The organism is Williamsia sp. (genome assembly GCF_036566845.1).
Lineage (GTDB): Bacteria > Actinomycetota > Actinomycetes > Mycobacteriales > Mycobacteriaceae > Williamsia.
In genome coordinates this window covers 1-26,191 of the sequence record NZ_DATCVM010000132.1, presented here as the reverse complement: position 1 = coordinate 26,191, position 26,191 = coordinate 1, and the positions used below count along the sequence as shown (strand labels likewise).

Here is a 26,191-nt window from a genome sequence, read left to right as displayed (position 1 = left end):
CCGAACCTCGCCGACTTCCCCGAATCGAAACGCCGCACGACACACCGAAGATCGTTCGCATTTGTCCGATATGACCGAATGCGCAGGTCGCGGCCGGTTCGTGAACCAAGTCCCCAACATGTCCCAACTCTCCAAGAGCCCTTCTGAGTTCCCGGGATTCCGTTGTACAGTCGGCCTCTGGACAGGCATTTAGGTAACCCGATCCTTACCGTCAGGCCTTCCGGATCCAGGTATATCGAAGGAGCTCAGGTGAACGTCGCTGACGGCAGTTCGGCACCCTCGGTGGCGACACAACTGTTCGGGAGTGGACTGATCGGACTCCGCGAAGGACTCGAGGCCGGGATCGTCGTCATGATCCTGGTCGCTTTCCTGGTGAAGTCGGACCGGCGCGACGCCCTCAAGTGGGTCTGGCTCGGGGTCGGTGCAGCGATCGCGATGGTGCTCGTCATCTTCGCCGTGATCCACTACGGCACGTCGACGGTGACCGGACTGACCGCCGAAGCCATTGCCGGGGTCAGCTCGCTGGCCGCGGTGGCCATCGTGACGTTCATGGTGCTGTGGATGCGCACCGCGGCCGCCTCGATCTCCGGCGAACTCAAGGAGTCGATGGCTCGAGCCCTCGAGGTCGGTGCCGGTGCGGTGGTGCTGTTGTCGTTCCTCGCGGTCGGCCGCGAAGGTGTCGAGACCGCGCTGCTGATGGTGGGATACGCCGAGAACACCTCGGGCAGCAACTGGCCCCTGGTCGGACTGATCCTCGGCGTCGTCGGAGCCGTGGCGGTCACCGTGTTGCTGTACCAGGGCACCGTCCGGATCAACTTCCAGAAGTTCTTCAAATACACCGGAATGTTCCTGATCGTGGTCGCCGCCGGGATGCTGGCCTACGCGATCCGGGCGCTGCAAACCGTCGGCTGGTTGCCCGGTCTGTCGAACACCGCCTTCGACATCACCGCGCACTACGACCAGTCGTCCTGGTACGGAACGATTCTGGCCGGCATCTTCAACTTCCGTCCCGACCCCACCGTGCTGCAGGTGATCGGCTGGTCGGCCTATCTCCTCATCGTGATGACGTACTTCCTGTGGCCGCGCACACCCGCACCCGCCGCGGCGAGGACAACTCCCGCACCCGTTTGAATCATCACCTTTCGAGAAAGGCACCACCCATCCCATGAACCCCACCCGATCCGCCAAGGCTGCGGTCCTGCTGTGCGCGGCGCTGGCCGGCCCGCTGGTCCTGTCGGCGTGTACCGACAAGACCGAGGCCTCCGAAGGCGACATCGCAGTGACCTCGACCGACGACAGTTGCGATCTGGCGACCGCCGATGCTCAGACGGGCAACGTGTCGTTCAACGTCACCAACAACGGCGACAAGATCACCGAGTTCTACGTCTACGGCAACAACAATCGTGTGCTCGGTGAGGTCGAGAACATCGGCCCCGGACTGACCGGCAAGCTGACGGTCGAGATCGTCGAGCCGGGCACCTACCAGACCGCGTGCAAACCGGGCATGGTCGGCACCGGCATCCGCCAGGACCTCACCGTCACCGGCGAGACCAAGGAAAAAGCCAAGGCCCCGGCCGACGTCGAACAGGCCAAGGCCTCCTACCTGGACTACGTACGCGGCCAGGTCAACGGATTCGCCGCCCAGACCGCGGTCTTCGTCGCCGCCATCAAGGCCGGTGACCTCGAGGCCGCCAAGGCCCAGTTCGGGCAGACCCGTACCTTCTACGAGCGCATCGAGCCGGTCGCCGAGTCGTTCCCCGACCTCGACCCCGCCATCGACATGCGCTGGGACGACACCGAGGACGGCGCCGCGCCGTTCACCGGATTCCACCGCCTCGAGCGATTCCTGTGGCCTCCGCAGACCACCGACATCGGCGAGAACCCGGGCGATGTGACCCAGGCCGACTACGACAACGCCGTCGCCACCGACAACAAGGCCGCCGCCGACACGGCCGCCGATCAGCTGCTGGTCGACGTCAACTCGCTCAAGACCGAGGTCGACAAACCCGACTTCGTGTTCGAGACCGGTTCGTTTGTCAAGGGCCCCCAAGCCCTCATCGACGAGGTCGCGGCCACCAAGGTCGGCGGCGAGGAAGACCGCTACAGCCACACCGACCTGTGGGACTTCGCGGCCAACGTCGACGGATCGGAAACCCTGATCGCGGCCATGGAACCCATCATCTCGGCCAAGAACCCCGAACTGATGGACAAGATCACCGAACAGTTCGCCGCCGTGCGCGCCTCCATCGACCAGTACCAGACCGCAGACGGATACCAGTCCTACGACCAGGTCCCCGAAGAGGCCCGTAAAGCCTTCTCCGATCAGATCGACGCGCTCTCGCAGTCACTGTCACTCGTTCCCGGGCTGGTGATGACGCAGTAATGACCGAACCAGACGGCACCGCACCCACACCCGATACGAGCACCGAGCGCACCGGCGTCAGTCGCCGTGTGCTGCTCGGGACCGCGGGTGTGGGGGCGGCAGCCGCGGTGGCCGCCGGGGGCTTCGCCGTCGGCCGCGTCACCGCGCCGGAGTCACGCCCTGATCCGGCCGACCACATCGTCCCCTTCCGCGGTCCGCGTCAGGCCGGCATCACAACCGAGGCCCAGGACCGCCTCCATTTCGCGTCGTTCGACGTCATCACCGACAACCGCGACGACCTGATCGACATGCTGAAACGCTGGACCGCGGCCGCCGAACGCATGACCAAGGGCCTCGACACCGTCGAGGGTGGGGCGCTCGAAATGGGCGACTACACACCACCCGCCGACACCGGTGAGGCCCTGGGACTGTCGGCGTCGTCGCTCACGATCACGATCGGATTCGGTCCCGGTCTGTTCGGACCCAATGCTGCGAACAACACCGGCACAGACCGATTCGGTATCGCCGACAAGAAGCCGGCGGCGCTCACCGACCTACCGCCGTTTGTGGCCGATGCCATCGAACGATCCCGCAGCTTCGGCGACATCGGGGTGCAGGCCTGCTCCGACGACCCTCAGGTCGCCGTCCATGCCATCCGCAACCTGGCGCGGATGGGATTCGGGGTTGTCAGCGTTCGCTGGTCCCAGCTGGGATTCGGACGCACCTCGTCCACCACCACCACCCAGGCGACCCCGCGAAACATGTTCGGGTTCAAGGACGGAACCGCGAACATCAAGTCGAACGACGCCGCGGCCCTCGACGCCCACGTCTGGGTTGCCGAGAGCGACAACCCGCCGGCCGCGCAGTGGATGACGGGCGGTTCGTATCTGGTGGCCCGCCGGATCCGGATGGACATCGAACCCTGGGACCGGGCGATGCTGCTCGAACAGGAACAGATCGTCGGACGGTTCAAGGGAAATGGCGCCCCGCTGGGCAAGGTCCACGAATTCGATGAACCCGATTTCAACATCGGCGACGGCTCCGGGCCGATGATCGCCAACAACGCCCATGTGCGCCTGGCACATCCGGACAATCTCGGGGGCGTCCGGATCCTGCGTCGTGGATACAACTTCACCGACGGTTCTGACGGGTTCGGGCACCTCGACGCCGGACTGTTCTTCATCGCCTATTGCCGTGACGCCCACACCCAGTTCGTCCCGATGCAGCGCGCCCTGGCGACGAAGGACGCGATGATGGAGTACCTCATGCACACCGGCAGTGCCCTCTACGCCTGTCCCCCCGGTCTTGCCGAGGGTGAGTATTGGGGCCAGCGCCTGTTTGAGTGACCCCCCGCCACCCCCGATTTTGGTGGGTTCTGGCGAGCAAAACCCCAGGTCAGCCTCACCACAACCCACCAAGATCGGTCAGTGGGGGTAGGCGGCGCGCCAATCGCCGGCGGTGGCGGGCTTCGCCAACTCGGCGACGCGGACATCGGCCATGAAGGCCAACACATCCCGGCGCAGCTGATCCTCGACGCTGGGGCCGTCCGCGGTGATCCGTACCCCGGTGACGGCCGCCGGAATGAGATCGGCCGGGAAGTCCGCTGCGGCAAGACGTTCCAGCACTTTCTGCGTCAACGCCAGCGATGGCTGGTTCGTGGCGATACCGTCGAGCACCGACCCCCGCGCCTTCTCCGCGGCCTTACGCGTTTCCCATTCGTCGAGCTGGGTCTGCAGATCGATGTTGTCGCCGCTCAGCACACCCTGGGTTCGCGCGGAGACCTTCGTGGTGAAAGCCCGTGCCACATCATCGATGTCGAAGGGGTCGTCGTCGCGATCGGCCGCGATCCGGGCGTGGAACAGCACTTGCAGCAAAATGTCGCCGAGTTCTTCGAGCAGATGGTCCCGGTCTCCGGAATCAATCGCATCGAGGAGTTCGTACGTCTCCTCCACCAGGTACCGACGCAACGACTCGTGTGTCTGATCCCGTTCCCACGGACCGTCGCGGCGCAGCCGGTCCATCAACTCGACGGACGCCAGCAACTCCCATCCGCTCGGCTGATCAGGCATCGGCACTCTGACCGGCATCGACCCGCATGTTGACGCTGCCCGGATTGCGGCCGTCGATGACCAGCAGCAGATCCGCGACAACCTGGACGAGTTCGACGTCGCGCACCCGGTCGCTGCCGACTCCACCGGTCCGCGGGATCGGGATGCCCACGACACCGGTGGTGCCCCGGTATGTCGCAGACGGATACAGGCGTTTGAGCCGGACCTGTTGTGAATCGAGCAGTTTCAGTGGGGACACCTTGAACTGGTTGCCCGCGACCCCGACCTCGGTCACGCCGATCTGCCGCGCCAGCAGGCGCAGCTTCGCCACCGACACCAACCGCAACACCTCTTCGGGCAGCGGGCCGTAACGGTCGATCAGTTCCTCGACCACTCCGGAGATCTCGTCGTCGGTGCTCGCCGACGCGAACTTGCGGTAGGCCTCGAGCCGCAGACGGTCGGAATCGACGTAGTCGGCGGGGATGTGCGCGTCGACCGGGAGATCGACCCGCACCTCTTTCTCCTCTTCCATCGCGATCGGACGTCCATCGGCGGCGGCTCGGTAGGCCTCGACGGCCTCACCGACCAGCCGCACGTAGAGGTCGAAACCGACACCGGCCACATGTCCGGACTGCTCGGCACCGAGCACGTTGCCCGCACCGCGGAGTTCAAGGTCCTTGAGCGCCACGGCCATACCCGCACCGAGGTCGTTGTTCTGCGCGATGGTCGCCAGCCGGTCATACGCGGTCTCGGTGAGCGGCTTATCGCCGTTGTAGAGGAAGTAGGCGTACCCGCGTTCCCGGCTTCGACCGACTCGTCCGCGCAGCTGATGCAGCTGCGACAGGCCCAGCACCTCGGCCCGGTCGACGATCAGGGTGTTGGCGTTCGAGATGTCGAGGCCGGTCTCGATGATGGTGGTACACACCAAGACGTCGTATTCGCGATCCCAGAATCCGGTGACCGTGCGTTCGAGGAGATCCTCACCCATCTGCCCGTGTGCCACCACAACCCGCGCCTCGGGGACCATCTCCTTGATCGCGGCGGCGGTCTTGTCGATGGTGCTGACCCGGTTGTGGACGTAGAAGACCTGACCGTCACGCAGCAGCTCACGCCGGATCGACGCCGCCACCTGCTTCTCCTGGTAGGCACCCACATAGGTGAGGACCGGATGCCGCTCTTCGGGCGGGGTCAGGATCGTCGACATCTCCCGGATGCCCGCCATCGACATCTCCAGCGTTCGCGGGATCGGGGTGGCCGACATGGTCAGGACGTCGACGTGGGTCCGCAACGATTTGATGTGTTCCTTGTGCTCGACGCCGAAACGCTGTTCCTCGTCGACGACCACCAATCCCAGGTCTTTCCAGCGGATTCCGGTGGCCAGTAGACGATGGGTCCCGATCACGATGTCGACACTGCCGTCGGCCATCCCGTCGATGACCTTGCGGGAGTCACCGGCGTCGGTGAACCGGGACAAGCCGGCCACCGTCACCGGAAAGCCCTGCATGCGTTCGGCGAAGGTCTGCAGATGTTGTTGCGCCAGAATGGTTGTGGGCACCAGCACGGCAACCTGCTTGCCGCTCTGCACAGCCTTGAACGCCGCCCGGACCGCGATCTCGGTCTTGCCGTAACCCACATCGCCGACCACGACACGATCCATCGGGACCGGCCGTTCCATGTCCGACTTCACCTCGCCGATGACGGTCAGCTGATCCATGGTCTCGGTGAACCCGAAGGCGTCTTCCATCTCCCGCTGCCACGGTGTATCGGGCGAGAACGCATAGCCGGGCGCGGCGTGCCGGGCCGCATAGAGCTGCACCAACTCGCCGGCGATCTCACGAACAGCCTTGCGCGCCTTACGCTTTGTGTTCTGCCAGTCGGAGCCGCCGAGTTTCGACAACGACGGGGCCTCGCCACCGACATACCGGGACAGCTGATCGAGTGAATCCATCGGAACGAACAACCGGTCGCCGGGGTGACCGCGCTTGCTCGGGGCGTATTCGATGACCAGGTATTCGCGCCGTGCACCACCGACGGTGCGTTCGATCATCTCGACGAACTTGCCGATGCCGTGTTGGTCGTGGACCACCATGTCGCCGGCGCTCAAGGCCAGCGGGTCGACCTGATTGCGGCGTTTGGCCGGGAGCCTGCGCCCGTCCTGCGCTCCGGTGATCCGCGCGCCGGTGAGGTCGGATTCGGTGATGATCACCAACGCCGCATCAGGCAGGACCAGACCCGACGACAGCGAGCCTCGCAGGACGGTGACCACACCCGCTTCCGGTGTGCTGCCCGAATCGGCAAGGCGCACTGGCACTTCGGCATCTCCGAGCCGCTCGACGATACGTTCGGCGGTGCCGGCGCCGGCCGAAACGACTGCGGCCCGTCCCCCGGAGCTGACGTGTGCCCGCAGTCCGGCGAAGGTCTTGGCGATCTCCCCCTCATCACCGCGAGGTGCCGGACCCGGCGTGAGTTTGAGCTCCGTCCCGATACCGATCGAGCTGTACGTCCACCACGTACGCTGCGCCGCAAGGGTTTGTTGGTGTACGTCGTCGAGGGAGCGATAGGAGCTGTCGTCGAGGTGCAGCAATCCGAGGTCGATCGGAGCCAGCCCACCCCCGCCGGCGGCGGTCCACGACGCCTCGAGGAACTCGGCCCCGGTACGGGCGAGGTCCGATGCCCGCGTTCGGACCTTTTCCGGATCGAGGATCACCACATGGGTGCCCACCGGCATCACCTCGGTGAGCAGCTGCAGCTGGCCGGGGACCAACGCGGGAATGAGCGCTTCCATCCCCTCGGTGGCGACGCCTTCCGAGAGTTTTGTCAGCATCTCGACCACCGACGAATCGGCGGCCATGTCCACGGCCAGATCCGCGGCCCGCGCCCGCACACCGTCGGTCAACAAGAGTTCGCGGCAGGGGTGAACGTGCACCAGCTTCATGTCGACTTCGGGCTGACTTCGCTGATCTGCCACCGAGAACGCCCGCTGCTCGGTGATCTCGTCGCCCCAGAACTCGACGCGGACCGGGTAGTCGGTGGTGGTCGGGAAGACATCGAGAATGCCGCCACGAACTGCGAATTCACCACGTTTGCCGACCATGTCGACCCGGGTGTACGCCAATTCGACCAGCTTCGCGATCACCTCGTCGAAGTCGGTCTCGGCACCCTCCCGCAGCGTGATGGAGTCGAGCTCACCGAGCCCCGGTGCGAGCGGTTGCACCAGCGAGCGAACGGTGGTCACCACAACCTTGAGCGGTGGGCCGTAGCTGTCGTCGTCGGGACTGCGCAGCCGGTGCAGAACCCGCAGCCGCTGGCCGACGGTGTCGACGGACGGCGACAACCGCTCGTGCGGCAACGTCTCCCAGGACGGGAACTGCGTCACGCGTTTGCCGATGATGTCGCGCAGCTGCGCGGTCAGTTCATCGGATTCGCGACCCGTGGCGGCGACCACCAGCAGCGGTTTCGATGCGGTCGCGGCCAGCGCGGCGACGAGGAACGGCCGCGCCGCCGGGGGTCCGACCAGTTCGAGTTCGGGTGTTCCGAGTTGCGCGCTCACCTCTGCCAGCGCCGCGTCAGAGGCCGCGATCTGGGCCAAACCAGATAGCTGTCCGGTGAAAAATGCAGCAGAGGGCCCAGTCACAGGAACAGTTTACGGGTGCCTTGCGCGGTGGTGACCGGTAGCACCCGATGTTCGGGTCGAACGCCGACCAAGGCTGTCCGAACGCCCCTACAGTGAGCGAGTCGAGGACAAGGAGATCCGCACGGCGACCAGCCCATTCGCCGGCATGAACCGGAACGGGATCCCTGAACGACATCGAACACTTCGTGTTCTTCATGCAGGAGAACCGATCGTTCGACCACTACTTCGGCACCTTGCAGGGTGTCCGCGGCTTCGACGACCCTTCCGATGCGTGGAAGCAGCGGGGCTGGGCGCCGGGAGTCGGGCCGACCGCCGGTGTCTCGTCGCAAGGCATCCGCGGCCCATCGGACTCGGCTATCGCGTTCCTGGACTGGTCATTTCGCCGTACAGCCGCGGTGGCCCGGTGGCCTCCGAAACATTCGACCACACGTCACAACTACGTCTGCTCGAAACCCGGTTCGTGTCGAGGTCCCCAACCTGACGCCATGGCGACGCAGCGTCACCGGCGACATGACCTCGGCCTTCGACTTCGGTTCCCGCCGAACTCCACCACACCCCGGCTGATGGACCCGATACAGCGCGTCCAATTGGCGGCGGCCCAGTGCGGGCCCAATGTCGCGGCCGGGTTCGTCGGACGCGGCGCGCCCTATCCGGTGCCGCCGAACAGGATGCCGTCGCAGGAACCGGGGTCGCGCCGGGCCCCCACCGGAATGGTGTGACCGGTTGATCATCCCGGGACCAGCGCTCGACCGCGGACGGCCGTTTACTGTGGCTGCATGACATCACGCTGGTCGGCAGCCAACCTACCGCGCCTGGACGGCAAGCGGATCGTGGTCACCGGCGCCACGAACGGCCTCGGCTGGGAGACCACTCGCGGGCTGGCCCGGGTTGGTGCCCACGTGGTTCTGGCTGTTCGGGATGTCGACCGCGGCAAACAGCGCGCAGCCGAGATCGCCGCCGAAACAGGCGGTTCGCACGCCGAAGTCGTCCAGCTCGACCTGGCCGACCTGTCGTCTGTGCGGCGGTGCGCCGACGGCCTCGGCGACATCGACATCCTCGTCAACAACGCCGGCGTCATGGCCCGCGAGCACACGTTCACCGTCGACGGCTTCGAAACCTCTTTCGGCACAAACTTTCTCGGCCCGTTCGCGCTGACCAACCTGCTGTTGCCGCAGATCCGCGACCGCGTCGTGATCGTCGGGTCGAGTTCTCACAAAGCTGGGCAGATCCGGCTGGACGACCCCCATTTCGAACGCCGGCACTGGAGCCGGCCGGCGGCGTATTCACAATCCAAACTCGCGGACATGCTCTGGGGTCTGGAACTCGACCGCCGCCTGCGCAAGTCCGGATCGAACGCCGGCACGGCCATCGCGCACCCGGGATGGGCGACCACCGGAATTCTCGGTGTCACCGGAATCCGCGCGATCGATGCCGTGATCACCGCCGCGGGCAGAGTCCTGGCCAACACCCCGACCGACGGCGCCGCCATCACCCTGCGCGCCTGCACCCCGGACATCCCGTCCGGCTCCTATGTGGGTCCGGGTGGTCCGTTCGGGCTGCGCGGCGGTCCGGTGCTCGTCGGGAGGTCGGCGGCCGCCTGTGACACCCGAACGGCCGGGTTGCTCTGGGAGCTGGCCGAGTTCGCAACCGATACGAGGTATCCGCTATGACCGTGACCATCCGGCCGGCAACCGCGCCCGACTGCGTCGACGTCGCAGCCATCTACAAGCATTACGTCGACAACACGGTCATCACCTTCGACTATGTCTCACCCACTGCCGCGGAGTGGAAGATCAAGCGCGCCAATCTGATATCGCACAGACTTCCCTTCCTCGTCGCGGAAGACGAGCATCGGAGGGTGGTCGGATTCGCGTATGTCACCCACTATCGGGAGAAGCAGGCATATGCCTGGACAGTGGAGAACACCATCTACTTAAGCCCGGATCACACCGGAAAGGGCTACGGGTCAGCACTGATGACCGGCCTCCTGGACTCGGTGAAGGAGTCACCGGCCCACCGGATCGTGTCGGTGATCTCGGCCATTCCGGATTCGGGGTCGGTCCCGCTGCACGCCAAAGCCGGGTTCTACGAGGTCGGCCGGCTACGACGGGTCGGCTTCAAACACGGATCCTGGGTCGACTGCATCGTCATGCAGTACGACGTTGTCGATTCCGACCAACCGCCCATCTGAACTGCCGAAATTCGGGGCAGGAACAAAGCGGACCGAGGTCCGGTTGGTAAGATCATGTCCGTGACACGTATGCCCGCCCTGTTCCTGAGCCACGGAGCTCCCCCGCTGGTCGACGATGTCCGCTGGGTCGGTGAGCTCGAGAAGTGGTCGAAAGACCTGCCGACACCGACCGCCATCCTGATGGTGTCCGCCCACTGGGAGTCGGCGCCGCTCACCATCGGCGCCACCGACCCCACCGTGCCGCTGACCTACGATTTTGGCGGCTTCGACGAGCACTACTACCGCGTGCGCTACGACGCCCCCGGCGCCGCCGACCTCGCGGCCAAGATCGAGGCACTGATGCCCGACACGGAGGGCGTCCGGCACGACCCCCATCGACGCCTCGACCACGGTGCCTACGTGCCGTTGACCGTCATGTACCCCGAGGCCCGGGTCCCGGTGCTGCAGATCTCCCTGCCGACACTCGATCCCGAGAAGCTACTCGATCTCGGCCGACGGCTCCGGCCGCTGCGCGACGATGGCGTGCTGATCATCGGATCGGGATTCACCACCCACGGCCTGCCGTTCCTGCGCGACCCACGCCCGGACGCCATCGCACCGACGTGGTCGAAGGAGTTCGACGCATGGGCCGGCGAACGCTTTGCCGCCGGTGACGTGGAATCACTGATCCGGTTCCGCGACCTCGCGCCCGGTATGCCGTACGCCCATCCGACGATCGAACACTGGTCACCGTTGTTCGTGGCCCTCGGCGCCAGCGACGACCCCGAACAGAAGGGCGATCAGGTGATCGACGGATTCTGGATGGGCCTGAGCAAGCGCAGCCTGCAACTGACCTAGTGCCGCACTAGGTCTGTCGTTTCTTCTCGGACTCGGACGGTTCGTTCGGTCCGACGAGGTGGGGGTCGTCCTCGAGGTTGACCAGACCGTTCCAGCACAGGTTGACCAGATGCGCCGCGACCACCTCTTTCGAGGGTTCGCGCACGTCGAGCCACCACTGCGCCGTGGAGGTCACCATCCCGACCAACGCCTGCGCGTACAACGGCGCGAGTGCCGGGTCACGGCCGCGACGCTCGAAGTCGCTGCCCAGTATGTGTTCGACCTGGCTGATCGCATCATTGAGCAGACTCGAATACTTGCCTGCGTCGCCGCCCGCGGTGGACGGACCGCGCATCAGGATCTGAAAACCGTCGGTGCGGTCTTCCATGTAGGTCAGCAGCGCCAGCGCCACCTGCTGCACGCGATACCGCGACCGGTTCTTGCTCAACGAGGACGTGATCATCTCCAGCAGGGTTTCCATCTCGCGGTCGACGATCACCGCGTAGAGGCCCTCTTTGCCACCGAAATGTTCATACACAACGGGTTTGGAAACGCCGGCACGCTGCGCGATCTCCTCGACCGCGGTGGCCTCGAACCCCTTCTCCGCGAACAGTCCGCGAGCCACCTCGATCAGCTGATGACGCCGCTGTGGACCGGTCATCCGCGCTCGGGGTACCCGCTGAACCTGGTCGGCTTTGGTGGTCGGGCGATCGACCGTCATTGCCGCATCTCCCTCGCCGTGATCACCATCGCTGATCAACTATAGGCGGATCCGCGAACGATCCGGGCCAACGCCGGTGCACAGAATCCGGGATATCGTCAATACTTTGCTCCGCCACCAGGACTCGAACCTAGAATGCCTGAACCAAAATCAGGAGTGTTGCCGATTACACCATGGCGGATTGCGCTCACGATTGTGCCATGAGCCCACCGGGATTCCACAACGGGCTCATGACGCCTGTGCGGCGCCTGCCCAAACGCTCCGGAAATACGAGGACGCTCCACATGTATGTGGAGCGTCCTCGCAGAAACGGAGCGTGTGCGGCAGGGTGATCAGTCGCGCGGGCCACCGGCGACGTAGATGACCTGACCGGAGACGAACCCGGCACCTTCGCTCGCCAGGAACGAGACGGTGTGGGCGATGTCGTCGGGCTGACCGACGCGGGCAACCGGGATCTGCGACGCGGCGGCGGCTTTGTAGTCCTCGAACGGCACGCCGACACGCTCGGCGGTCGCGGCGGTCATCTCGGTCTCGATGAATCCCGGTCCGATGGCGTTGGCCGTCACACCGAACTTGCCGAGCTCGATCGACAGGGTCTTGGTGAATCCCTGCATGCCGGCCTTGGCGGCCGAGTAGTTGGACTGTCCACGGTTACCGAGGGCCGACACGCTCGACAGGTTGACGATCCGGCCGAACTTGGCCGCGACCATGTGCTGCTGCACAGCCCGCGACATCAGGAACGCACCACGCAGGTGAACGTTCATGACCGAATCCCAGTCGTCGACCGTCATCTTGAAAAGCATGTTGTCGCGGGTGATGCCGGCGTTGTTGACCAGGATCGTCGGCGCGTCCAGTTCGCCGGTGACCTTCTCGACCGCTGCGGCGACAGCTGCCTCGTCGGCGACGTTGGCGCCCACCGCGATCGCCTTGCCACCGGCGTCGGTGATCGCCTTGACGGTGTCGGTACAGCTCGACTCGTCGAGGTCCAGGACCGCAACTGCGTGCCCGTCGGCCGACAGACGCTTCGCAACCGCTGCGCCGATACCGCGCGCCGCACCGGTGACGATCGCTGTTCTCTGCTCGCTCACAACAACTCCCTTGTCGAAGATTTTCGGATGACGATCGCCAGGTGACCCACAACCACGGTTCAAACGCCCTGCCGATGGTCCACCAGTTGTATCAAGTGCCCTCCAAAGGTGCGTAGGATCGGGCCGTTCCCCGCTTCCAACCGCCAAGGGAGTCCCATGTCCGTGGCACCTGAATCCGAGCGCACCGCCTCGGGGCCGACCGCCGTACTGGTCCTCGCCGCGGGCGCCGGCACCCGCATGAAGTCGGCTACTCCGAAGGTCCTGCACGCGATCGGCGGGCGTTCACTGCTGTCCCACGCGTTGCACGCCGCATCCGATATCGAACCCGACCACCTGGTGGTCGTCGTCGGACACGACCGCGAGAAGGTCACCGCTGCCTGCGCCGATGTCGCCGGCACCCTCGGCCGCGACATCCACACCGCGGTCCAGGAGCAGCAGAACGGCACCGGCGACGCGGTCCGCGCCGGCCTGGCCGCACTACCCGACAACTTCGACGGCACCGTGCTCGTCACCGCCGCCGATGTCCCGCTCCTGGACGGCCCCACGCTGCGTGATCTCATCGCAGATCACACCAGCGCGCCTGCCGCATCAGTGACAGTTCTCACGTCCACGGCCCCCGACCCAACCGGGTACGGCCGGGTTCTGCGCACCCAGGACGGTGCCGTCACCGCGATCGTCGAGCAGAAAGACGCGACGGAACAGCAACGCCGCATCACCGAGGTCAACTCCGGTGTCTACGCCTTCGACGCCACCACGTTGCGCGGTGCGCTCGCCGAACTCTCCCCCGACAACGCCCAGCACGAGCTGTACCTCACCGACGTCATCGAGATCGCCAACCGGCACTCGAAAGTGGTGCGCGCCAAGCACATCGACGATGCCGCCCTGGTGGCCGGCTGCAACGACCGGCTGCAGTTGGCGACGCTCGGCGCGGAATTGAACCGGCGAATCCTGGCCCGCCACATGCTGGGCGGCGTCACGATCATCGACCCGGCGACCACCTGGGTCGATGTCGACGTGACCCTGGCCGCCGACGTGACGATCGCGCCCGGAACACAACTGCTGGGCCGGACGAGCGTCGACACCGGCGCCGAGATCGGACCGGACACCACTCTGTCCGACGTCACCGTGGGCGCCGGCGCATCGATCATCCGGACCCACGCATCAGAATCGGTCATCGGCGCAAACACGCAGGTCGGGCCCTTTGCATACCTGCGTCCCGGCTCGGTTCTCGGTGAGTCCGGCAAGATCGGGACGTTTGTCGAGACGAAGAACTCGGACATCGGCAAGGGCGCCAAGGTGCCGCACCTGACCTACGTCGGTGACGCGACGATCGGCGAAGGCACCAACATCGGTGCTTCGAGCGTGTTCGTGAACTACGACGGCGTGAACAAGACGCGTACCACAATCGGGGCACATTGCCGAACGGGATCCGACACGATGTTCGTGGCGCCTCTCAACGTCGGTGATGGGGTCTACACGGGAGCGGGTACCGTCTTGACGCAGGATGTGCCCCCCGGAGCCCTCGCGGTCTCCGGTGGGAAACAAAGAAATATCGACGGTTGGGTGCAGGCCAGAAGGCCTGGCACGCCCTCAGCCCGGGCCGCTGCCAACGCGCTGACCGCCGCCAAGAACGTGCAACCAGAAAGTGACTTGCTGTGACCTGGACCACCACCGACAACCAGAAGAGCCTCATGCTGTTCTCTGGTCGTGCACATCCCGAGCTGGCCGAAGCGGTCGCACAAGAGCTCGACATCAAGGTGACCCCCCAGACCGCGCGTGATTTTGCCAACGGCGAGATCTTCGTGCGCTTCGAGGAGTCGGTGCGTGGCTCGGACGCGTTTGTCCTGCAGAGCTGCCCGTTCCCGCTCAACAAGCACCTGATGGAACAGCTGATCATGATCGACGCGCTCAAGCGCGGATCGGCCAAGCGCATCACCGCGATCCTGCCGTTCTACCCCTACGCCCGCCAGGACAAGAAGCACCGCGGCCGCGAGCCCATCTCGGCCCGCCTCGTCGCCGACCTGCTCAAGACCGCCGGCGCCGACCGCATCATCACGGTCGACCTGCACACCGACCAGATCCAGGGTTTCTTCGACGGCCCCGTCGACCACATGCATGCGCAGGGCCAGTTGTCGGAGTACGTCAAGGACAAGTACGGCACCGACAACATCACCGTCGTCTCCCCGGACTCCGGACGCGTGCGTGTCGCCGAGAAGTGGGCCGATTCGCTCAACGGCGCACCGCTGGCGTTCATCCACAAGACCCGCGATCCCCTGGTTCCCAACCAGGTCAAGTCGAACCGGGTTGTCGGTGACGTCAGTGGCCGCACCTGCGTGCTGATCGACGACATGATCGATACCGGTGGCACCATCGCCGGCGCGGTGCGGATCCTCAAGGATGCCGGTGCGGGTGACGTTGTCATCGCCACCACGCACGGCGTGTTCTCCGACCCCGCTGCCGAACGGCTCGCCAATTGCGGCGCCCGCGAGGTCATCGCCACCGACACCCTGCCGATCGGCCCCGAGAAACGTTTCGACAACCTCACCGTGCTCTCAATCGCCCCGCTCCTGGGACGTACTATCCGCGAGGTATTCGAAAACGGCTCGGTGACAAGTCTTTTCAACGGAAGCGCATAGGAGAAGCTCAGCGATGGCAGCTACGATCTATCACAATCCCAAATGCTCGACGTCACGAAAGACGTTGCAGCACTTGCGTGATGCCGGGGTCGAACCGACCATCGTGAAGTATCTCGACCTGCCGCCGACGCGCGCCGAACTCGAGAAGATGATCTCCGACGCCGGCATCGAGGTCCGGGCAGCGGTCCGCAAGCGCGAGTCGCTGTACAAAGAACTCGACCTCGCCGACGCGTCCGACGATCAGCTTCTCGACGCGATGGCCGCGAACCCGATCCTGATCGAGCGGCCGTTTGTGGTGACCGACAAGGGCACCCGGCTGACCCGCCCGGTCGAGTCGGTCGACGAGATTCTCTGACCTACGACAAAACCACCCGTTCCAGTCGTTTCCACATGTTGCAACATGTGGAGATGACTGAAGCGGGTGGTTTTGTCTATCCGGCCGCGATTACTGCGCGGCCGGCTTCGGCAACGGTTTCTGAATACGCGGCAACGCCATCGCCACCAGACCCCGCAGCGCACCCCTGAACGTGTCGATGAGGTCGAAGTAGTCGCGCCACACGGTGATCAGACCGCCCTCGACCTCGAACCGGCCGCAGACCCAGAACTGCATCCGGAACCTGCCGACAGAGATCTCATCGACACGCTCGGTCAGTACCACCGGGCCATCGGACGTGACGTTGACCAACTTCACCCCGAAACCGATGTGCGCCTTGTCCATCGCCCGGAACATACCGGCGATGCGCTTCTTCTTGCGCGTGAACGTGTAGCCGACATTCGCGTATTCGATGCTCGGATGTACCAGCGCCAGCGCCGACACGTGGTCGCCCAGCGCAAAGGCGTGGAGGAAGCTCCGGACCGTGTCCGGTGGCGTGATCGCCTCCGGAATGCTCCCCGCCTGAGTGATTTCTGCTTCTGTGTTCCCCGTCATGCCGCCCGAGGGTACCCGCGATGGTCCGGCACTGCGGTGTAACCGCAGGTAGAACGCCCGAATCGGGATTTTCCCGGACGCTGCGGTATAGTTTGCGCCGTTGTCTCGGCGAGGGTGAACCAGAGTCACCGTAATCGGCGCGGCGTAGTTCTCCCTCTTGGGTGCACTGTGGCTGTCCTCGGTAACTTGTCGGGCCCGAACCCAGTACCCGATCGAGGAGTCATCCCATGGCAACCGCCAATACCGCCAGCAAGCTTGCTGTCACCGTCCGCACCGAAAAGGGCAAGGGCGCCGCTCGTCGTGCGCGCCGCGCCGGCAACGTCCCCGCCGTTCTGTACGGCCACGGCGCCGACCCCCAGCACCTGAGCGTCCCGGCCCGTGAGTTCGCAGCCATCCTGCGTAACAACGGCCTCAACGCCATCATCGAGCTCGACATCGACGGCAAGACGCAGCTGGCTCTGCCCAAGCAGGTCGACGTCCACCCGATCCGCAACTACATCGAGCACACCGACTTCGTCATCATCCGCAAGGGTGAGAAGGTCACCGTCGAGGTCGCGATCGTGGTCGAGGGCGACGCCGTCTCCGGCAGCCTGGTCACCAACGACGCCAGCGTCATCGAGATCGAGGCCGACGCCCTGTCGATCCCCGAGTCCCTCACCGTGTCGGTCGAGGGCGCCGAGACCGGCACCACCATCACCGCCGGCGACATCGAGCTGCCCGAGGGTGTCACCCTGATCTCGGACCCCGAGACCCTGATCGTCGCCATCAACGAGGCACAGAAGGCCGACACCGAGTCGGACACCGATGTTCCGGCCGAGCCCGCCGAAGAAGCTCCGGCAGCAGAGTAGAGCATTACCCCACCCGTTCCACCGGCTCCGGCCCGCACACTTCGGTGTTGCGGGCCGGAGTTTTTTCAGTACCCCCGGCCCCGGCCAGTTTGACCGCGACCCCGACCGTGCTCACCACCACACCGACGATCTCCCAGGGCCCGATCGCATCACCGAACATCGGCCAGGCGATGAGCATGGTCGTGGGCGGGACCAGCAACAGCAGGGTGCTCACGTGCATCGGGCCGGCCTCACGGTTCACCCACATGTAGGCTCCCCATCCGCCGAAAGTGGACAACGCGACAACCCATAGCAGCGAACCCCCGAATTCGATTGTCAGCGGCGGGATCACGTCACCGAGCGTCACGTTCAGGGCCCAGAAGACGACCGCGCCCACCGTGCATTGGATGGCGAGCGCCACCACCACGGGCTCGGGGGCGACCATTTTCCGTTGCGCCAGTGTCCCGCCGACCAGCGACAGCATTCCGAAGACGCACAGCAGGTAGGCCCACCACGGCGCGTCACCGACGGCGAGTTTTCCGCCGACGACCAGCCCGACGCCGAGGATGCCGACAACAAGTCCACCCCACTCGCGCTTCCCGATCCGCTCCCCGAGGATCGGCAGAGCGCCCGCCGCAACCACGAGCGGCTGCAAGGAACAGATCAGCGCGGTGATCCCGGCGCTGAGCCCGGCTTGCACGGCGGCGCCGATCGCGCCCAGGTACATGCCCTGCATGACCACACCGAGCGCCACCTGCCGGGCCAGCCCTGTCCGGGTCAACCGCCAGGGCTCGAGTTCTGCTGCGCTGCGTCTCCATCGATTCCGGATCACGCAGAACCCGACCAGCAAGGCCGCGGCCAGCACGAACCGGCAGGCGAGCAACATGTGCCAGGACGAATACCGCGCGGCGAGTTCGGCCCCGAGGTATCCCGAACTCCACATGAACACCAGCAGGGTGGACATCTTGATCATGCCGACAGATAAACACACCGGTCGGTATACTTACAGTGTAGTTCGGACCGAAGGTCTACCCACACCGATCGAGAGGACCTCATGATGAGTCCAGTCGTCGCGTTGCACGTACCGGTCGAGGCCCCGATGACGCCGGCCGCCGATCGCATCCTGACCGCCGCCACCACGCTGTTCTACAACCGCGGTATCCACGCCGTCGGCGTGGACTCGATCGCCGAGGCCGCCGGCACCACCAAGAAGACGATCTACGACCGCTTCGGATCCAAGAACGGCCTGATCGTCGCGTACCTACGCCGTCGGAGCATGCAGTGGAGATCGCTGGTGATCGGCCGCATCGAAGAGCAGTCCCCCGGGCACGACCAGGCCCTGGCGGTATTCGATGCCACCGACGAATGGATGGATTCCTGGGTCCGCGGTTGCGGGTTCATCAACGCCTACGCCGAACTCGGCGGAACCGAACATCCCGGCGTCGAAGTGATCGTCGAAGAGAAGAGCTGGGTGCGAGAACTCTTCGAATATATCTGCATCGCAGGCGGATACGACGATCCCCACTTTCTCGCCGGACAACTGACACTGCTCCACGAGGGCAGCATCGTCACGCGCACGGCAGGCGCCCAGAGTGATGCCTCGTCGCTCGCACGCCGGACCGCCGAGGCACTGCTGGCACCGGATGACAGAATGGCCCGGTGACAGATCCCATCGTGATTGTCGGGCTGGGCAATCCCGGCAGCCGCTATGAGAAGACCCGCCACAACGTGGGCGCGATGGCCGTCGACCATCTGGCAGGCAAACTCGGCGAGAAGTTCAGAGCCCACAAGAAGTCCGGGGCCGCCGTGGCGGCCGGGCGCCTGGCAGGTCACCAGGTGGTCCTGGCCAAACCCACCTGCTTCATGAACGAATCCGGACGTCAGGTCGGACCGCTGGCCGCGTTCTATTCCGCCGCGCCGCAGTCCCTGATCGTGGTGCACGACGAACTCGACATCGACTTCGGTGCGGTCCGGCTCAAACGCGGCGGTGGCGAGGGTGGCCACAACGGGCTGCGGTCGATCTCCTCGGTCATCGGCACCAGGGACTACCTGCGGGTTCGGCTCGGTGTCGGTCGTCCGCCCGGTCGCCAGGACCCCGCCGACTTCGTCCTCAAACCCTTTGCCACCACCGAGCGGGCCGAAGTGCCCCTTCTGCTCGAAAACGCGGCCGATGCCATCGAGTTGCTGATTGAGTACAGCCTGGAGGACGCCCAGAACCGCGTCCACGCCTGGTGAGGTGGCTGCGGTCATCAACATCGGATTGAACTAGCCTGTTACAAGCATCACCTGCTGGCCGATACACAGATCAAGGCCGCACTGAAAAGAGGAATCGAATGCCAGTCATCGCTGACCAGACCGGAATCAACAACGTCGGGATTCTCGGTATCGGCGCCTATCGACCGGATCGCGTGGTCACCAACGAGGAGATCTGCGAGCACATCGATTCCAGCGATGAGTGGATCTACACCCGCACCGGCATCAAGACCCGTCGTTTCTGTTCACCGAACGAATCCGTCACCACGATGGCGATCGACTCGGGTCGCAAGGCCATCGCCAATGCCCTGCTCAGTGGCTCGGACATCGACGCGGTGATCGTGGCGACCAACACGCACCTGCTGCTGACCCCCGGTGCGGCCACCGCCGTAGCCACCGCGCTCGGCGCCAACGGCGTACCGGCCTTCGACGTGACCGTCGGTTGCGCCGGCTTCGGCTACGCCATGGGCATCGGCGCCGACATGATCCGCGCCGGCAGCGCGTCGAGCGTGCTCGTCATCGGCTCGGAGCAGCTCTCGGTTGCCCTCGACATGACCGACCGCGGCAATTGCTTCATCTTCGGCGACGGTGCGGGCGCAGTGGTGCTCGGCGCCACCAAGGAGCAGGGTGTCGGCCCGGTCATCTGGGGCAGCGACGGTTCGCAGTACGACGCCATCCGCCAGGACATCGACTGGCTGACCTTCCTCGACGGCGACCGCGTTCAGCGTCCCTACCTGCGTATGGAGGGCACCAGCGTGTTCCGCTGGGCCGCGTTCGAGATGGGCAAGGCCGGTCAGCGGGCGCTCGACGCCGCCAAGATCGACGCGCAGGAACTCGACGTGTTCGTGCCGCACCAGGCCAACTCCCGCATCAACGACCTGCTGGCCCGCGGCCTCAAACTCCGCGAGGGCGCAGTGGTCGCCAACGACATCGAGCACACCGGCAACACCTCGGCGGCCTCGATCCCGCTGGCGATGGAAGACCTGTTGTCGACCGGCAAGGCCAAGCCCGGCGACACCGCGCTCCTCCTCGGCTACGGCGCCGGCCTGAGCTACGCCGCACAGGTGGTCAAGCTCCCGCCAGTCCCCTTCGAGTAGCCCGTCGCCACACCGCCACCACCCGGCACCCCCCCCCACACGACCCGTCGACCGTGCCGATATCACCGCCGACCGTGCCGAAGATGCATGGCAGTGCCCGCCCGTGACGTGATGTCGGCACGCTCGATGGTCGGTTTGGCACGCTCGATGGTCGGTTCGGCACGCTCGATGGTCGGTTTGGCACGCTCGGGGTTGGTGGGTATGCGGCGATTGGTCCTGCGCAGGGCGAGGTCTGTAACCTTTCCACGTGAGTTCTGAAGCCAGCACGTCGTCCGGTACCAGCGGTTCTGCACCAGTCCGGGCCACGGTGGCGCGTGAGGTGGCGCGTCGCCGCACCTTTGCGATCATCTCCCATCCCGACGCCGGTAAGTCGACGATGACCGAGGCACTGGCTCTGCATGCCCGGATGATCAGCGAGGCCGGAGCCATTCACGGCAAGGCCGGCCGCCGCTCCACCGTCTCCGACTGGATGGAGATGGAGAAGGCCCGCGGTATCTCGGTGAGCTCGACCGCGCTGCAGTTCAACTACCGCCTCGAGGGCGACGACGTGGTCAACGTGATCAACCTCGTCGACACCCCGGGCCACGCCGATTTCTCCGAGGACACCTACCGCGTCCTGACCGCCGTCGATGCCGCGGTCATGTTGATCGATGCCGCCAAGGGCCTCGAGCCGCAGACACTCAAGCTGTTCCAGGTCTGTCGTCACCGGGGAATCCCGATCATCACCATCATCAACAAGTGGGACCGTCCGGGCCAGACACCGCTCGAACTCATCGACGAGATCACCGAGCGCATCGGCCTGACCCCCACTCCTCTGTACGTCCCGGTGGGCATCGCCGGAGACTTCCGGGGACTGCTCGACCGCCGGTCCGGTGAGTACATCCACTTCACCCGGACCGCCGGTGGCGCCACCATCGCCCCCGAGGAACTCCTCAGCGCCGAGGCCGCCATGGCCAAAGAGGGCGACGAATGGACCACTGCCGTCGAGGAGAGCGAACTGCTCAGCGAGATGGGCCAGGACCACGACCAGGAATTGTTCCTCGCCGGACAGACCTCCCCGATGATCTTCGCCTCGGCGATGCTCAATTTCGGTGTGCGACAGCTCCTTCAGACTCTGGTGGAGCTCGCTCCCCCGCCAGAGGGCCGCACCGCGATCGACGACACCGTCCGCGAGGTCACCGACCCGTTCAGCGCCGTCGTCTTCAAGGTGCAGGCCGGTATGGACTCCTCACACCGGGATCGCCTGGCCTACATGCGCATCGTCTCCGGCGAGTTCGAACGTGGAATGGTCGTCACGCACGCACAGACGGGTAAGCCCTTCGCCACCAAGTACGCGCAGGCCGTGTTCGGCCGCGACCGTTCGACGGTCGACACCGCGTATCCCGGCGATGTGGTCGGGTTGGTCAACGCCATGGCGCTCGCGCCCGGAGACACGCTGTTCACCGACGTCAAAGTGCAGTTCCCGCCGATCCCATCGTTTGCACCAGAACACTTCTCGGTGTGCCGGGCCGATTCGGCAGGCAAGTACAAGCAGTTCCGCAAGGCGATCGACCAGCTCGACTCCGAAGGTGTTGTGCAGGTGTTGCGCAACGAGATTCGCGGTGACGCCGCTCCGGTGCTCGCCGCTGTCGGTCCGATGCAGTTCGAGGTCGTGACGGCCCGGATGAAGACCGAGTTCGGTGTTGATGCACGGTTCGAGCCGCTGCCTTTCACTCTCGCCCGCCGCACCGACGAGACCAGCGTCGACGAATTGAACCGGCAGCGCGGTGTTGAGGTGTTCACCCGCAGCGACGGCGCTCTGCTCGCTCTCGTCAGCGACAAGTGGCGCCTGCAGTACATCGAAAAGGAACACGCCGACCTCACCCTCGAACCGTTGGTCGCGGCAGCAGATTGATGCACCGGTCGGTTGCCGCCCCCGCCGCCGTCATCGTCATTTGTGCGGCGGCACTGGCCGGTTGCGGCGACCCCGCCGAACCTGCGGACCAGCCGGCGTCCACCGGCTCGGTGGCCGCGCCACCTGCGGCGGTCAGCGCCGAAGTCGCATCGTCCCGATGCCAGGAGTCACCTCCGCGCGGGACGGTCGATCACAGCTTGCAGGACTTCGCCTTTCACACCGGCTCGGCCACCGTCTCGCTGACGCTGCCGGGGCAGCAGGCCCAATGCTACAACTATCCACGGTGGGGCAACGTCGATCCCGCCGTTCCCATCGACAGTCTGCTGTTCCTGTTCAAGGGACCGGGCTCCGACGGCGTGACGATCGAGATGCTGGTCGGCGACCTGACCCAGAGCACCAGGGTCAATGCTCGCGTGACTGTTGCGGTGGATGGACAAACATTCCAGGGCCAGGGCTGCAGCACGGAACTGCGCGCGCTGTCGGGGGCCGGCGTGGCCGGCACGTTCTCCTGCCCCACCACAACTGCGGTGTTCGGCAACCCCTTTGCCCCACTGGACGACCCCGAGCCCGAACCGACCACCTCGACACCGTTGCCGACGGCTGCGGTGTCGGGATGGTTCACCGTGGCGCCCTGACGCCGCGACCGCAGAGAGCCTGTGGCTCAGGCGTCGACGTCGAAGGCCGGCGATGTGCCGGTGAACCCGTGGATCTGCCCGGCGGCGGTGCGGTGGTCGCCGTGGTACCGGATCCGGTAGCGCCCCGACGTTCCGGCACCGATGTTCCACGAAGTGGTGATCACCGAGGCATCCAGACTTGCCGGTGGTCGTGACCATCGGAGTTCCGTCGACCACGCGTTGTCGTCGAGAACGCGTTGCCACTGCCCGTCGACCCATTGCTCGACCTCCAGGTAGGTGTCGGCCCGGCGAAGGTTGTTGTTCGGGTGCGCCCCGACGAATTCGACCGAAACCGTGTCGCCGGCGCGGTATCTGGACCTCGGTGCCGCGAGCACATCCCCGTACCGACGGCCGGCGACCGGCGCATCCGGCGGGGGCGGGGGCACCAGATCCGGCTGGAATCCCGATTCGTTCAGCGGCGCCGGACCACGGGAGTGCACGGCCCCGGCGGCCAGCGCCCCGGCCAGCTTGTCGAAGCTCTGCATGTACGCCGGCAGCGTCCACCTCCCGAACTGGGTTTCACCGCCTTCATACTGTTGCGCCACATACTCTTCGGGTGTTGTCACGTATTGGCTGTAGCCGTTGGCGTAGCCCTGCAACAAGACATTGTCGATCGACACCCGCAGCGCCCCGGCGACGATCTGACGCACTCGCAGACCGGCGACGATCGTGAACTCAGCCGGCGCGGCGGCAAGCACCAGATCGCCGATCCGCATGATCTGGACCGGCATCACCTGCGGGATCCACGGCGCCGGGGGCAGCAGTCCCAGCGGGGCGGCGATCAGCTTGGGCGCCTGCACATCTCGCATCCACGGCGATATCGGGGCGTCGAGCCCGCCGACCGCGGCGACCAGTGGATTGACCTGCCCCTCGAAGAAGAACGGCAATGGCTGCTCGAAGTTGTCCTCGGTGCTCGTGGCCACAGCGCCAGCGCCCATCATCGCCGGAGAGGTCCGGGCCGGTTTGCCGTCAGGGGTGTACGAACCGTCGATCGCCACATCGGCGAAGTCCACGTATTGGATCACCGAATCGACACCGGCCCGCGCCATCGGCGATGCGCCGGCGAATGCGGCGCGTCCGGCCTGGTATTGACGTTCACCGATGATTGCGCAATTGGCCCGGTTGTCCTTGGTGGGGCCCGACGGCGAGAACGGCACCAGGTTCAGGTTGGGTGTCATGTCCCCCGCGTTGGTCTGCGGAAACGCCGCCACCACACCCGGTTCGTCGAGTTCCCATCGATGACTCGCGTAACCCTTGTTGTCGACGGTGATCAGCTTGTTGTGATCGGCCATCGACGTGCCGTGTGTGGAGAACCAGGTGATGACGCCGATGTCGCCGCCGTCCTGGGTGAGTCGGAGGACGGTGACCGCCGGATCGATCCCGTCGGGGAACTCGCGTTTGTCGGGGTCGGGGTTCAGGTCGAAGGCCGATCGGGACCGTTGTGCGCTGGCGTTGTGCAGTTCGCCGCGGCCCAGGCTGATCGTCCCGGGTGCCAACGAGTCGTGTGCGCGGCAGATCGCGTCGTAGATCCCGTCGACCTCGGCCTGGTACGAATTCTTCTTGAATCCGAACGCCGCCAGAGAGTACGCGTAGTCCCAGGCGGTTCCACCGCACGAGTTGTGGTTGTGTGTGGCGTTGAGATTGACGTTCGACTCGGTGTACAGCGCACCGAATCGCGACCTCAGTTTCGCCAGCACCCCGAAGTGGATCGATTCGAACAGGCACGCGGCGTCGGCGGTGACGAACACCACTCGATTGCCCGTCGCATTGTCGACGATGATGTAAGCCCTTGCCCAATAACGCATGTGCAGACCCTCGGCGATCTGCTGGGGCTGGGAGTAACCCATCATCCCCTGTCCGGCGATGGCTCCGGTCATGTCGGCCCGCCCGGCCCCGACCAGATATCCGGCGGCGGGGTCGGCGCCGGCCACACCGGCTCCGGTCGCCCCGAGCGTCCCACTCACCCCCGCAACAACCGTGCCCGCCGCCATCGTGCCGAGCATCTGACGCCTCGACAGCTGTGGTCCACCACCGTTCATACCCCACCCCTTGTTCGCTGTTAGTCGCCCCGGCCGAGCACCGATGCCAGATACGGGTTCTCGAAGACTCCGTCGGGATCGAGTTCTTGTCGTACTGCCAGGAATTCGTCGAATCTCGGGTACACCGAGCGGAGATACGCGTCGTCGCGCGTGTGCATCTTCCCCCAATGCGGCCGGCCACCATGATCGACCATGATCTGTTCGACGTCGTCGAAGTAGCCGTCCGGCGGGTCTGCGTGGTATCGATGCACCGCGATGTAGCCACTCTCGCGGCCCGACGCGGTCGACAACATCAGATCATCGGCTGCGGCCGCACGGACCTCGACCGGAAAGCTGACGCGATATCGCCGTTTCTCGATCAGCCGGCGGATCTCCTCCAGTGCTGTCGGCACCCGGTTGAGCGGGATTGCGTATTCCATCTCCCGGAACCGGACGGTGCGCGACGACACGAACACCTTCGTCGAGCTGTCCGTGTACGTTCGCGACGACAACACGTTGCCCGCCAGCGAATTCAACTTCGGCACCACCGCCGGGACCCGGGCACCGAGCGCGCAGATCCCCCGGAACAATTGGTTGCTGATCAGTTCGTCGTCGATGTAGCGCCGCAGGCTTCCCGGGCCTGATCGCGGTGTGTCGATCGGCAGCCGGGTGTTGCATTTGGTCAGCGCGTGTCCGGTGTGCGGAAACCAGAAGAACTCGTAGTGGTCGTGTGTGTCGACGTTGTGGAGAAACGACTCGATCACCTCCTCGACCGGCTCGGGCCGCTCCTGTGCCCGCAACGCGAACGCCGGAACGCACTGCAACGTCACCTCGGTGACCACACCGAGTGCGCCGAGGCCCAGTGCGGTTGCCGCGAGCAGTCCCGATTGCGCCGGCCCCACCGTGAGCTGTTCACCCGTGCCGGTCACCAGTTTCAACCCGACGATCTGGGCGCTGATCCCACCGAACCGCAGCCCGGTTCCGTGTGTTCCAGTGGCGGTCGC

General features: G+C 65.4%; 23 protein-coding genes, 1 tRNA gene and 2 pseudogenes. 17 read left to right on the top strand and 9 right to left on the bottom strand.

The window, feature by feature from the left end:
• Positions 1–249: 249 nt before the first annotated feature.
• Genes efeU through efeB form a run of 3 tightly spaced genes read left to right on the top strand, consistent with a single transcriptional unit; the run spans position 250 to position 3,708 of the window.
• A complete protein-coding gene (gene efeU, locus VIQ49_RS12515; RefSeq protein WP_331884975.1) occupies positions 250–1,131 on the top strand; it encodes an iron uptake transporter permease EfeU in 882 nt (293 codons plus the stop codon).
• A gap of 34 nt (positions 1,132–1,165) precedes the next feature.
• On the top strand, positions 1,166–2,383 hold the full coding sequence (efeO, locus tag VIQ49_RS12510) for an iron uptake system protein EfeO (RefSeq protein ID WP_331884973.1): 1,218 nt from the start codon (positions 1,166–1,168) through the stop codon (positions 2,381–2,383).
• On the top strand, positions 2,383–3,708 hold the full coding sequence (gene efeB / locus VIQ49_RS12505) for an iron uptake transporter deferrochelatase/peroxidase subunit (RefSeq protein ID WP_331884971.1): 1,326 nt from the start codon (positions 2,383–2,385) through the stop codon (positions 3,706–3,708). The genes efeO and efeB overlap by 1 nt, the downstream gene beginning before the upstream one ends.
• Positions 3,709–3,786: 78 nt before the next feature.
• Here the strand turns inward: efeB and VIQ49_RS12500 are convergent, their stop codons facing one another.
• Both VIQ49_RS12500 and mfd read right to left on the bottom strand, forming a co-directional pair.
• Positions 3,787–4,431 carry a MazG family protein gene (locus tag VIQ49_RS12500; protein WP_414731625.1) on the bottom strand — a complete coding sequence of 215 codons (645 nt, stop codon included), beginning with the start codon at positions 4,429–4,431 and terminating at the stop codon, positions 3,787–3,789.
• The gene (gene mfd, locus VIQ49_RS12495; protein WP_331884969.1) at positions 4,424–8,044 is read right to left on the bottom strand and encodes a transcription-repair coupling factor; all 3,621 of its coding nucleotides are present in this window, start codon (positions 8,042–8,044) and stop codon (positions 4,424–4,426) included. Before mfd ends, VIQ49_RS12500 begins: the two co-directional genes overlap by 8 nt.
• A gap of 194 nt (positions 8,045–8,238) precedes the next feature.
• Between mfd and VIQ49_RS28940 the strand changes: the two are divergent.
• The 5 genes and pseudogenes from VIQ49_RS28940 to VIQ49_RS12470 all read left to right on the top strand — a co-directional run.
• A pseudogene (locus VIQ49_RS28940) lies at positions 8,239–8,298 on the top strand (alkaline phosphatase family protein); the annotation flags it as partial.
• 86 nt (positions 8,299–8,384) lie between these two features.
• Positions 8,385–8,763, top strand: a pseudogene (locus VIQ49_RS12485) (alkaline phosphatase family protein); the annotation flags it as partial.
• A 57-nt stretch (positions 8,764–8,820) separates the two neighbouring features.
• Positions 8,821–9,714: an oxidoreductase gene (locus tag VIQ49_RS12480; protein WP_331884967.1), complete on the top strand. Its 894-nt coding sequence runs from the start codon at positions 8,821–8,823 to the stop codon at positions 9,712–9,714.
• Complete coding sequence (locus VIQ49_RS12475) at positions 9,711–10,235, top strand: N-acetyltransferase family protein (protein WP_331884965.1); 525 nt, start codon at positions 9,711–9,713, stop codon at positions 10,233–10,235. The genes VIQ49_RS12480 and VIQ49_RS12475 overlap by 4 nt, the downstream gene beginning before the upstream one ends.
• A 69-nt stretch (positions 10,236–10,304) precedes the next feature.
• Positions 10,305–11,072, top strand: coding sequence for a dioxygenase (locus VIQ49_RS12470; RefSeq protein ID WP_414731626.1), 768 nt, complete (start codon positions 10,305–10,307; stop codon positions 11,070–11,072).
• A gap of 7 nt (positions 11,073–11,079) precedes the next feature.
• On the opposite strand, the gene VIQ49_RS12465 is transcribed toward VIQ49_RS12470, so the two are convergent.
• The 3 genes from VIQ49_RS12465 to fabG all read right to left on the bottom strand — a co-directional run bounded on the left by VIQ49_RS12465 (position 11,080) and on the right by fabG (position 12,860).
• The gene (locus VIQ49_RS12465; RefSeq protein WP_331884961.1) at positions 11,080–11,772 is read right to left on the bottom strand and encodes a TetR/AcrR family transcriptional regulator; all 693 of its coding nucleotides are present in this window, start codon (positions 11,770–11,772) and stop codon (positions 11,080–11,082) included.
• A gap of 109 nt (positions 11,773–11,881) precedes the next feature.
• Positions 11,882–11,953, bottom strand: a tRNA-Gln gene (locus VIQ49_RS12460).
• Between the two features lie 151 nt (positions 11,954–12,104).
• Positions 12,105–12,860 carry a 3-oxoacyl-ACP reductase FabG gene (gene fabG / locus VIQ49_RS12455; RefSeq protein WP_331884959.1) on the bottom strand — a complete coding sequence of 252 codons (756 nt, stop codon included), beginning with the start codon at positions 12,858–12,860 and terminating at the stop codon, positions 12,105–12,107.
• A 156-nt stretch (positions 12,861–13,016) separates the two neighbouring features.
• Between fabG and glmU the strand changes: the two genes are divergently transcribed.
• From glmU to arsC, 3 genes are read left to right on the top strand one after another with little or no spacing between them, the layout of a single operon-like run.
• On the top strand, positions 13,017–14,519 hold the full coding sequence (gene glmU / locus VIQ49_RS12450) for a bifunctional UDP-N-acetylglucosamine diphosphorylase/glucosamine-1-phosphate N-acetyltransferase GlmU (protein ID WP_331884957.1): 1,503 nt from the start codon (positions 13,017–13,019) through the stop codon (positions 14,517–14,519).
• Positions 14,516–15,496 carry a ribose-phosphate diphosphokinase gene (locus VIQ49_RS12445; RefSeq protein ID WP_331884955.1) on the top strand — a complete coding sequence of 327 codons (981 nt, stop codon included), beginning with the start codon at positions 14,516–14,518 and terminating at the stop codon, positions 15,494–15,496. Before glmU ends, VIQ49_RS12445 begins: the two co-directional genes overlap by 4 nt.
• Positions 15,497–15,509: 13 nt before the next feature.
• On the top strand, positions 15,510–15,851 hold the full coding sequence (gene arsC, locus VIQ49_RS12440) for an arsenate reductase (glutaredoxin) (protein ID WP_331884953.1): 342 nt from the start codon (positions 15,510–15,512) through the stop codon (positions 15,849–15,851).
• 90 nt (positions 15,852–15,941) lie between these two features.
• Here the strand turns inward: arsC and VIQ49_RS12435 are convergent, their stop codons facing one another.
• Complete coding sequence (locus VIQ49_RS12435) at positions 15,942–16,424, bottom strand: limonene-1,2-epoxide hydrolase family protein (RefSeq protein WP_331884951.1); 483 nt, start codon at positions 16,422–16,424, stop codon at positions 15,942–15,944.
• A 227-nt stretch (positions 16,425–16,651) separates the two neighbouring features.
• Here VIQ49_RS12435 and VIQ49_RS12430 point away from each other — a divergent pair, with 227 nt between their 5' ends.
• Entirely contained in the window at positions 16,652–17,272 is a 621-nt protein-coding gene (locus VIQ49_RS12430; protein ID WP_331884949.1) for a 50S ribosomal protein L25/general stress protein Ctc, read from the top strand.
• Between the two features lie 4 nt (positions 17,273–17,276).
• Here the strand turns inward: VIQ49_RS12430 and VIQ49_RS12425 are convergent, their stop codons facing one another.
• Positions 17,277–18,224 carry a DMT family transporter gene (locus VIQ49_RS12425; RefSeq protein ID WP_331884947.1) on the bottom strand — a complete coding sequence of 316 codons (948 nt, stop codon included), beginning with the start codon at positions 18,222–18,224 and terminating at the stop codon, positions 17,277–17,279.
• A gap of 84 nt (positions 18,225–18,308) precedes the next feature.
• Between VIQ49_RS12425 and VIQ49_RS12420 the strand changes: the two genes are divergently transcribed.
• The 5 genes from VIQ49_RS12420 (at position 18,309) to VIQ49_RS12400 (ending at position 23,130) form a co-directional block, all read left to right on the top strand.
• Complete coding sequence (locus VIQ49_RS12420) at positions 18,309–18,914, top strand: TetR/AcrR family transcriptional regulator (protein WP_331884945.1); 606 nt, start codon at positions 18,309–18,311, stop codon at positions 18,912–18,914.
• A complete protein-coding gene (gene pth, locus VIQ49_RS12415) occupies positions 18,911–19,486 on the top strand; it encodes an aminoacyl-tRNA hydrolase (protein WP_331884943.1) in 576 nt (191 codons plus the stop codon). The genes VIQ49_RS12420 and pth overlap by 4 nt, the downstream gene beginning before the upstream one ends.
• Positions 19,487–19,584: 98 nt before the next feature.
• Positions 19,585–20,601: a beta-ketoacyl-ACP synthase III gene (locus tag VIQ49_RS12410; RefSeq protein ID WP_331884941.1), complete on the top strand. Its 1,017-nt coding sequence runs from the start codon at positions 19,585–19,587 to the stop codon at positions 20,599–20,601.
• A gap of 307 nt (positions 20,602–20,908) precedes the next feature.
• Positions 20,909–22,495 carry a peptide chain release factor 3 gene (locus tag VIQ49_RS12405; protein WP_331885016.1) on the top strand — a complete coding sequence of 529 codons (1,587 nt, stop codon included), beginning with the start codon at positions 20,909–20,911 and terminating at the stop codon, positions 22,493–22,495.
• Complete coding sequence (locus tag VIQ49_RS12400) at positions 22,495–23,130, top strand: hypothetical protein (protein WP_331884939.1); 636 nt, start codon at positions 22,495–22,497, stop codon at positions 23,128–23,130. Before VIQ49_RS12405 ends, VIQ49_RS12400 begins: the two co-directional genes overlap by 1 nt.
• Positions 23,131–23,156: 26 nt before the next feature.
• On the opposite strand, the gene VIQ49_RS12395 is transcribed toward VIQ49_RS12400, so the two are convergent.
• Positions 23,157–25,208: a neutral/alkaline ceramidase gene (locus tag VIQ49_RS12395; protein ID WP_331884937.1), complete on the bottom strand. Its 2,052-nt coding sequence runs from the start codon at positions 25,206–25,208 to the stop codon at positions 23,157–23,159.
• Positions 25,209–25,228: 20 nt separating this feature from the next.
• Positions 25,229–26,191 (bottom strand): D-arabinono-1,4-lactone oxidase (locus VIQ49_RS12390; protein WP_331884935.1); only part of this gene is annotated, 963 nt, incomplete at its 5' end.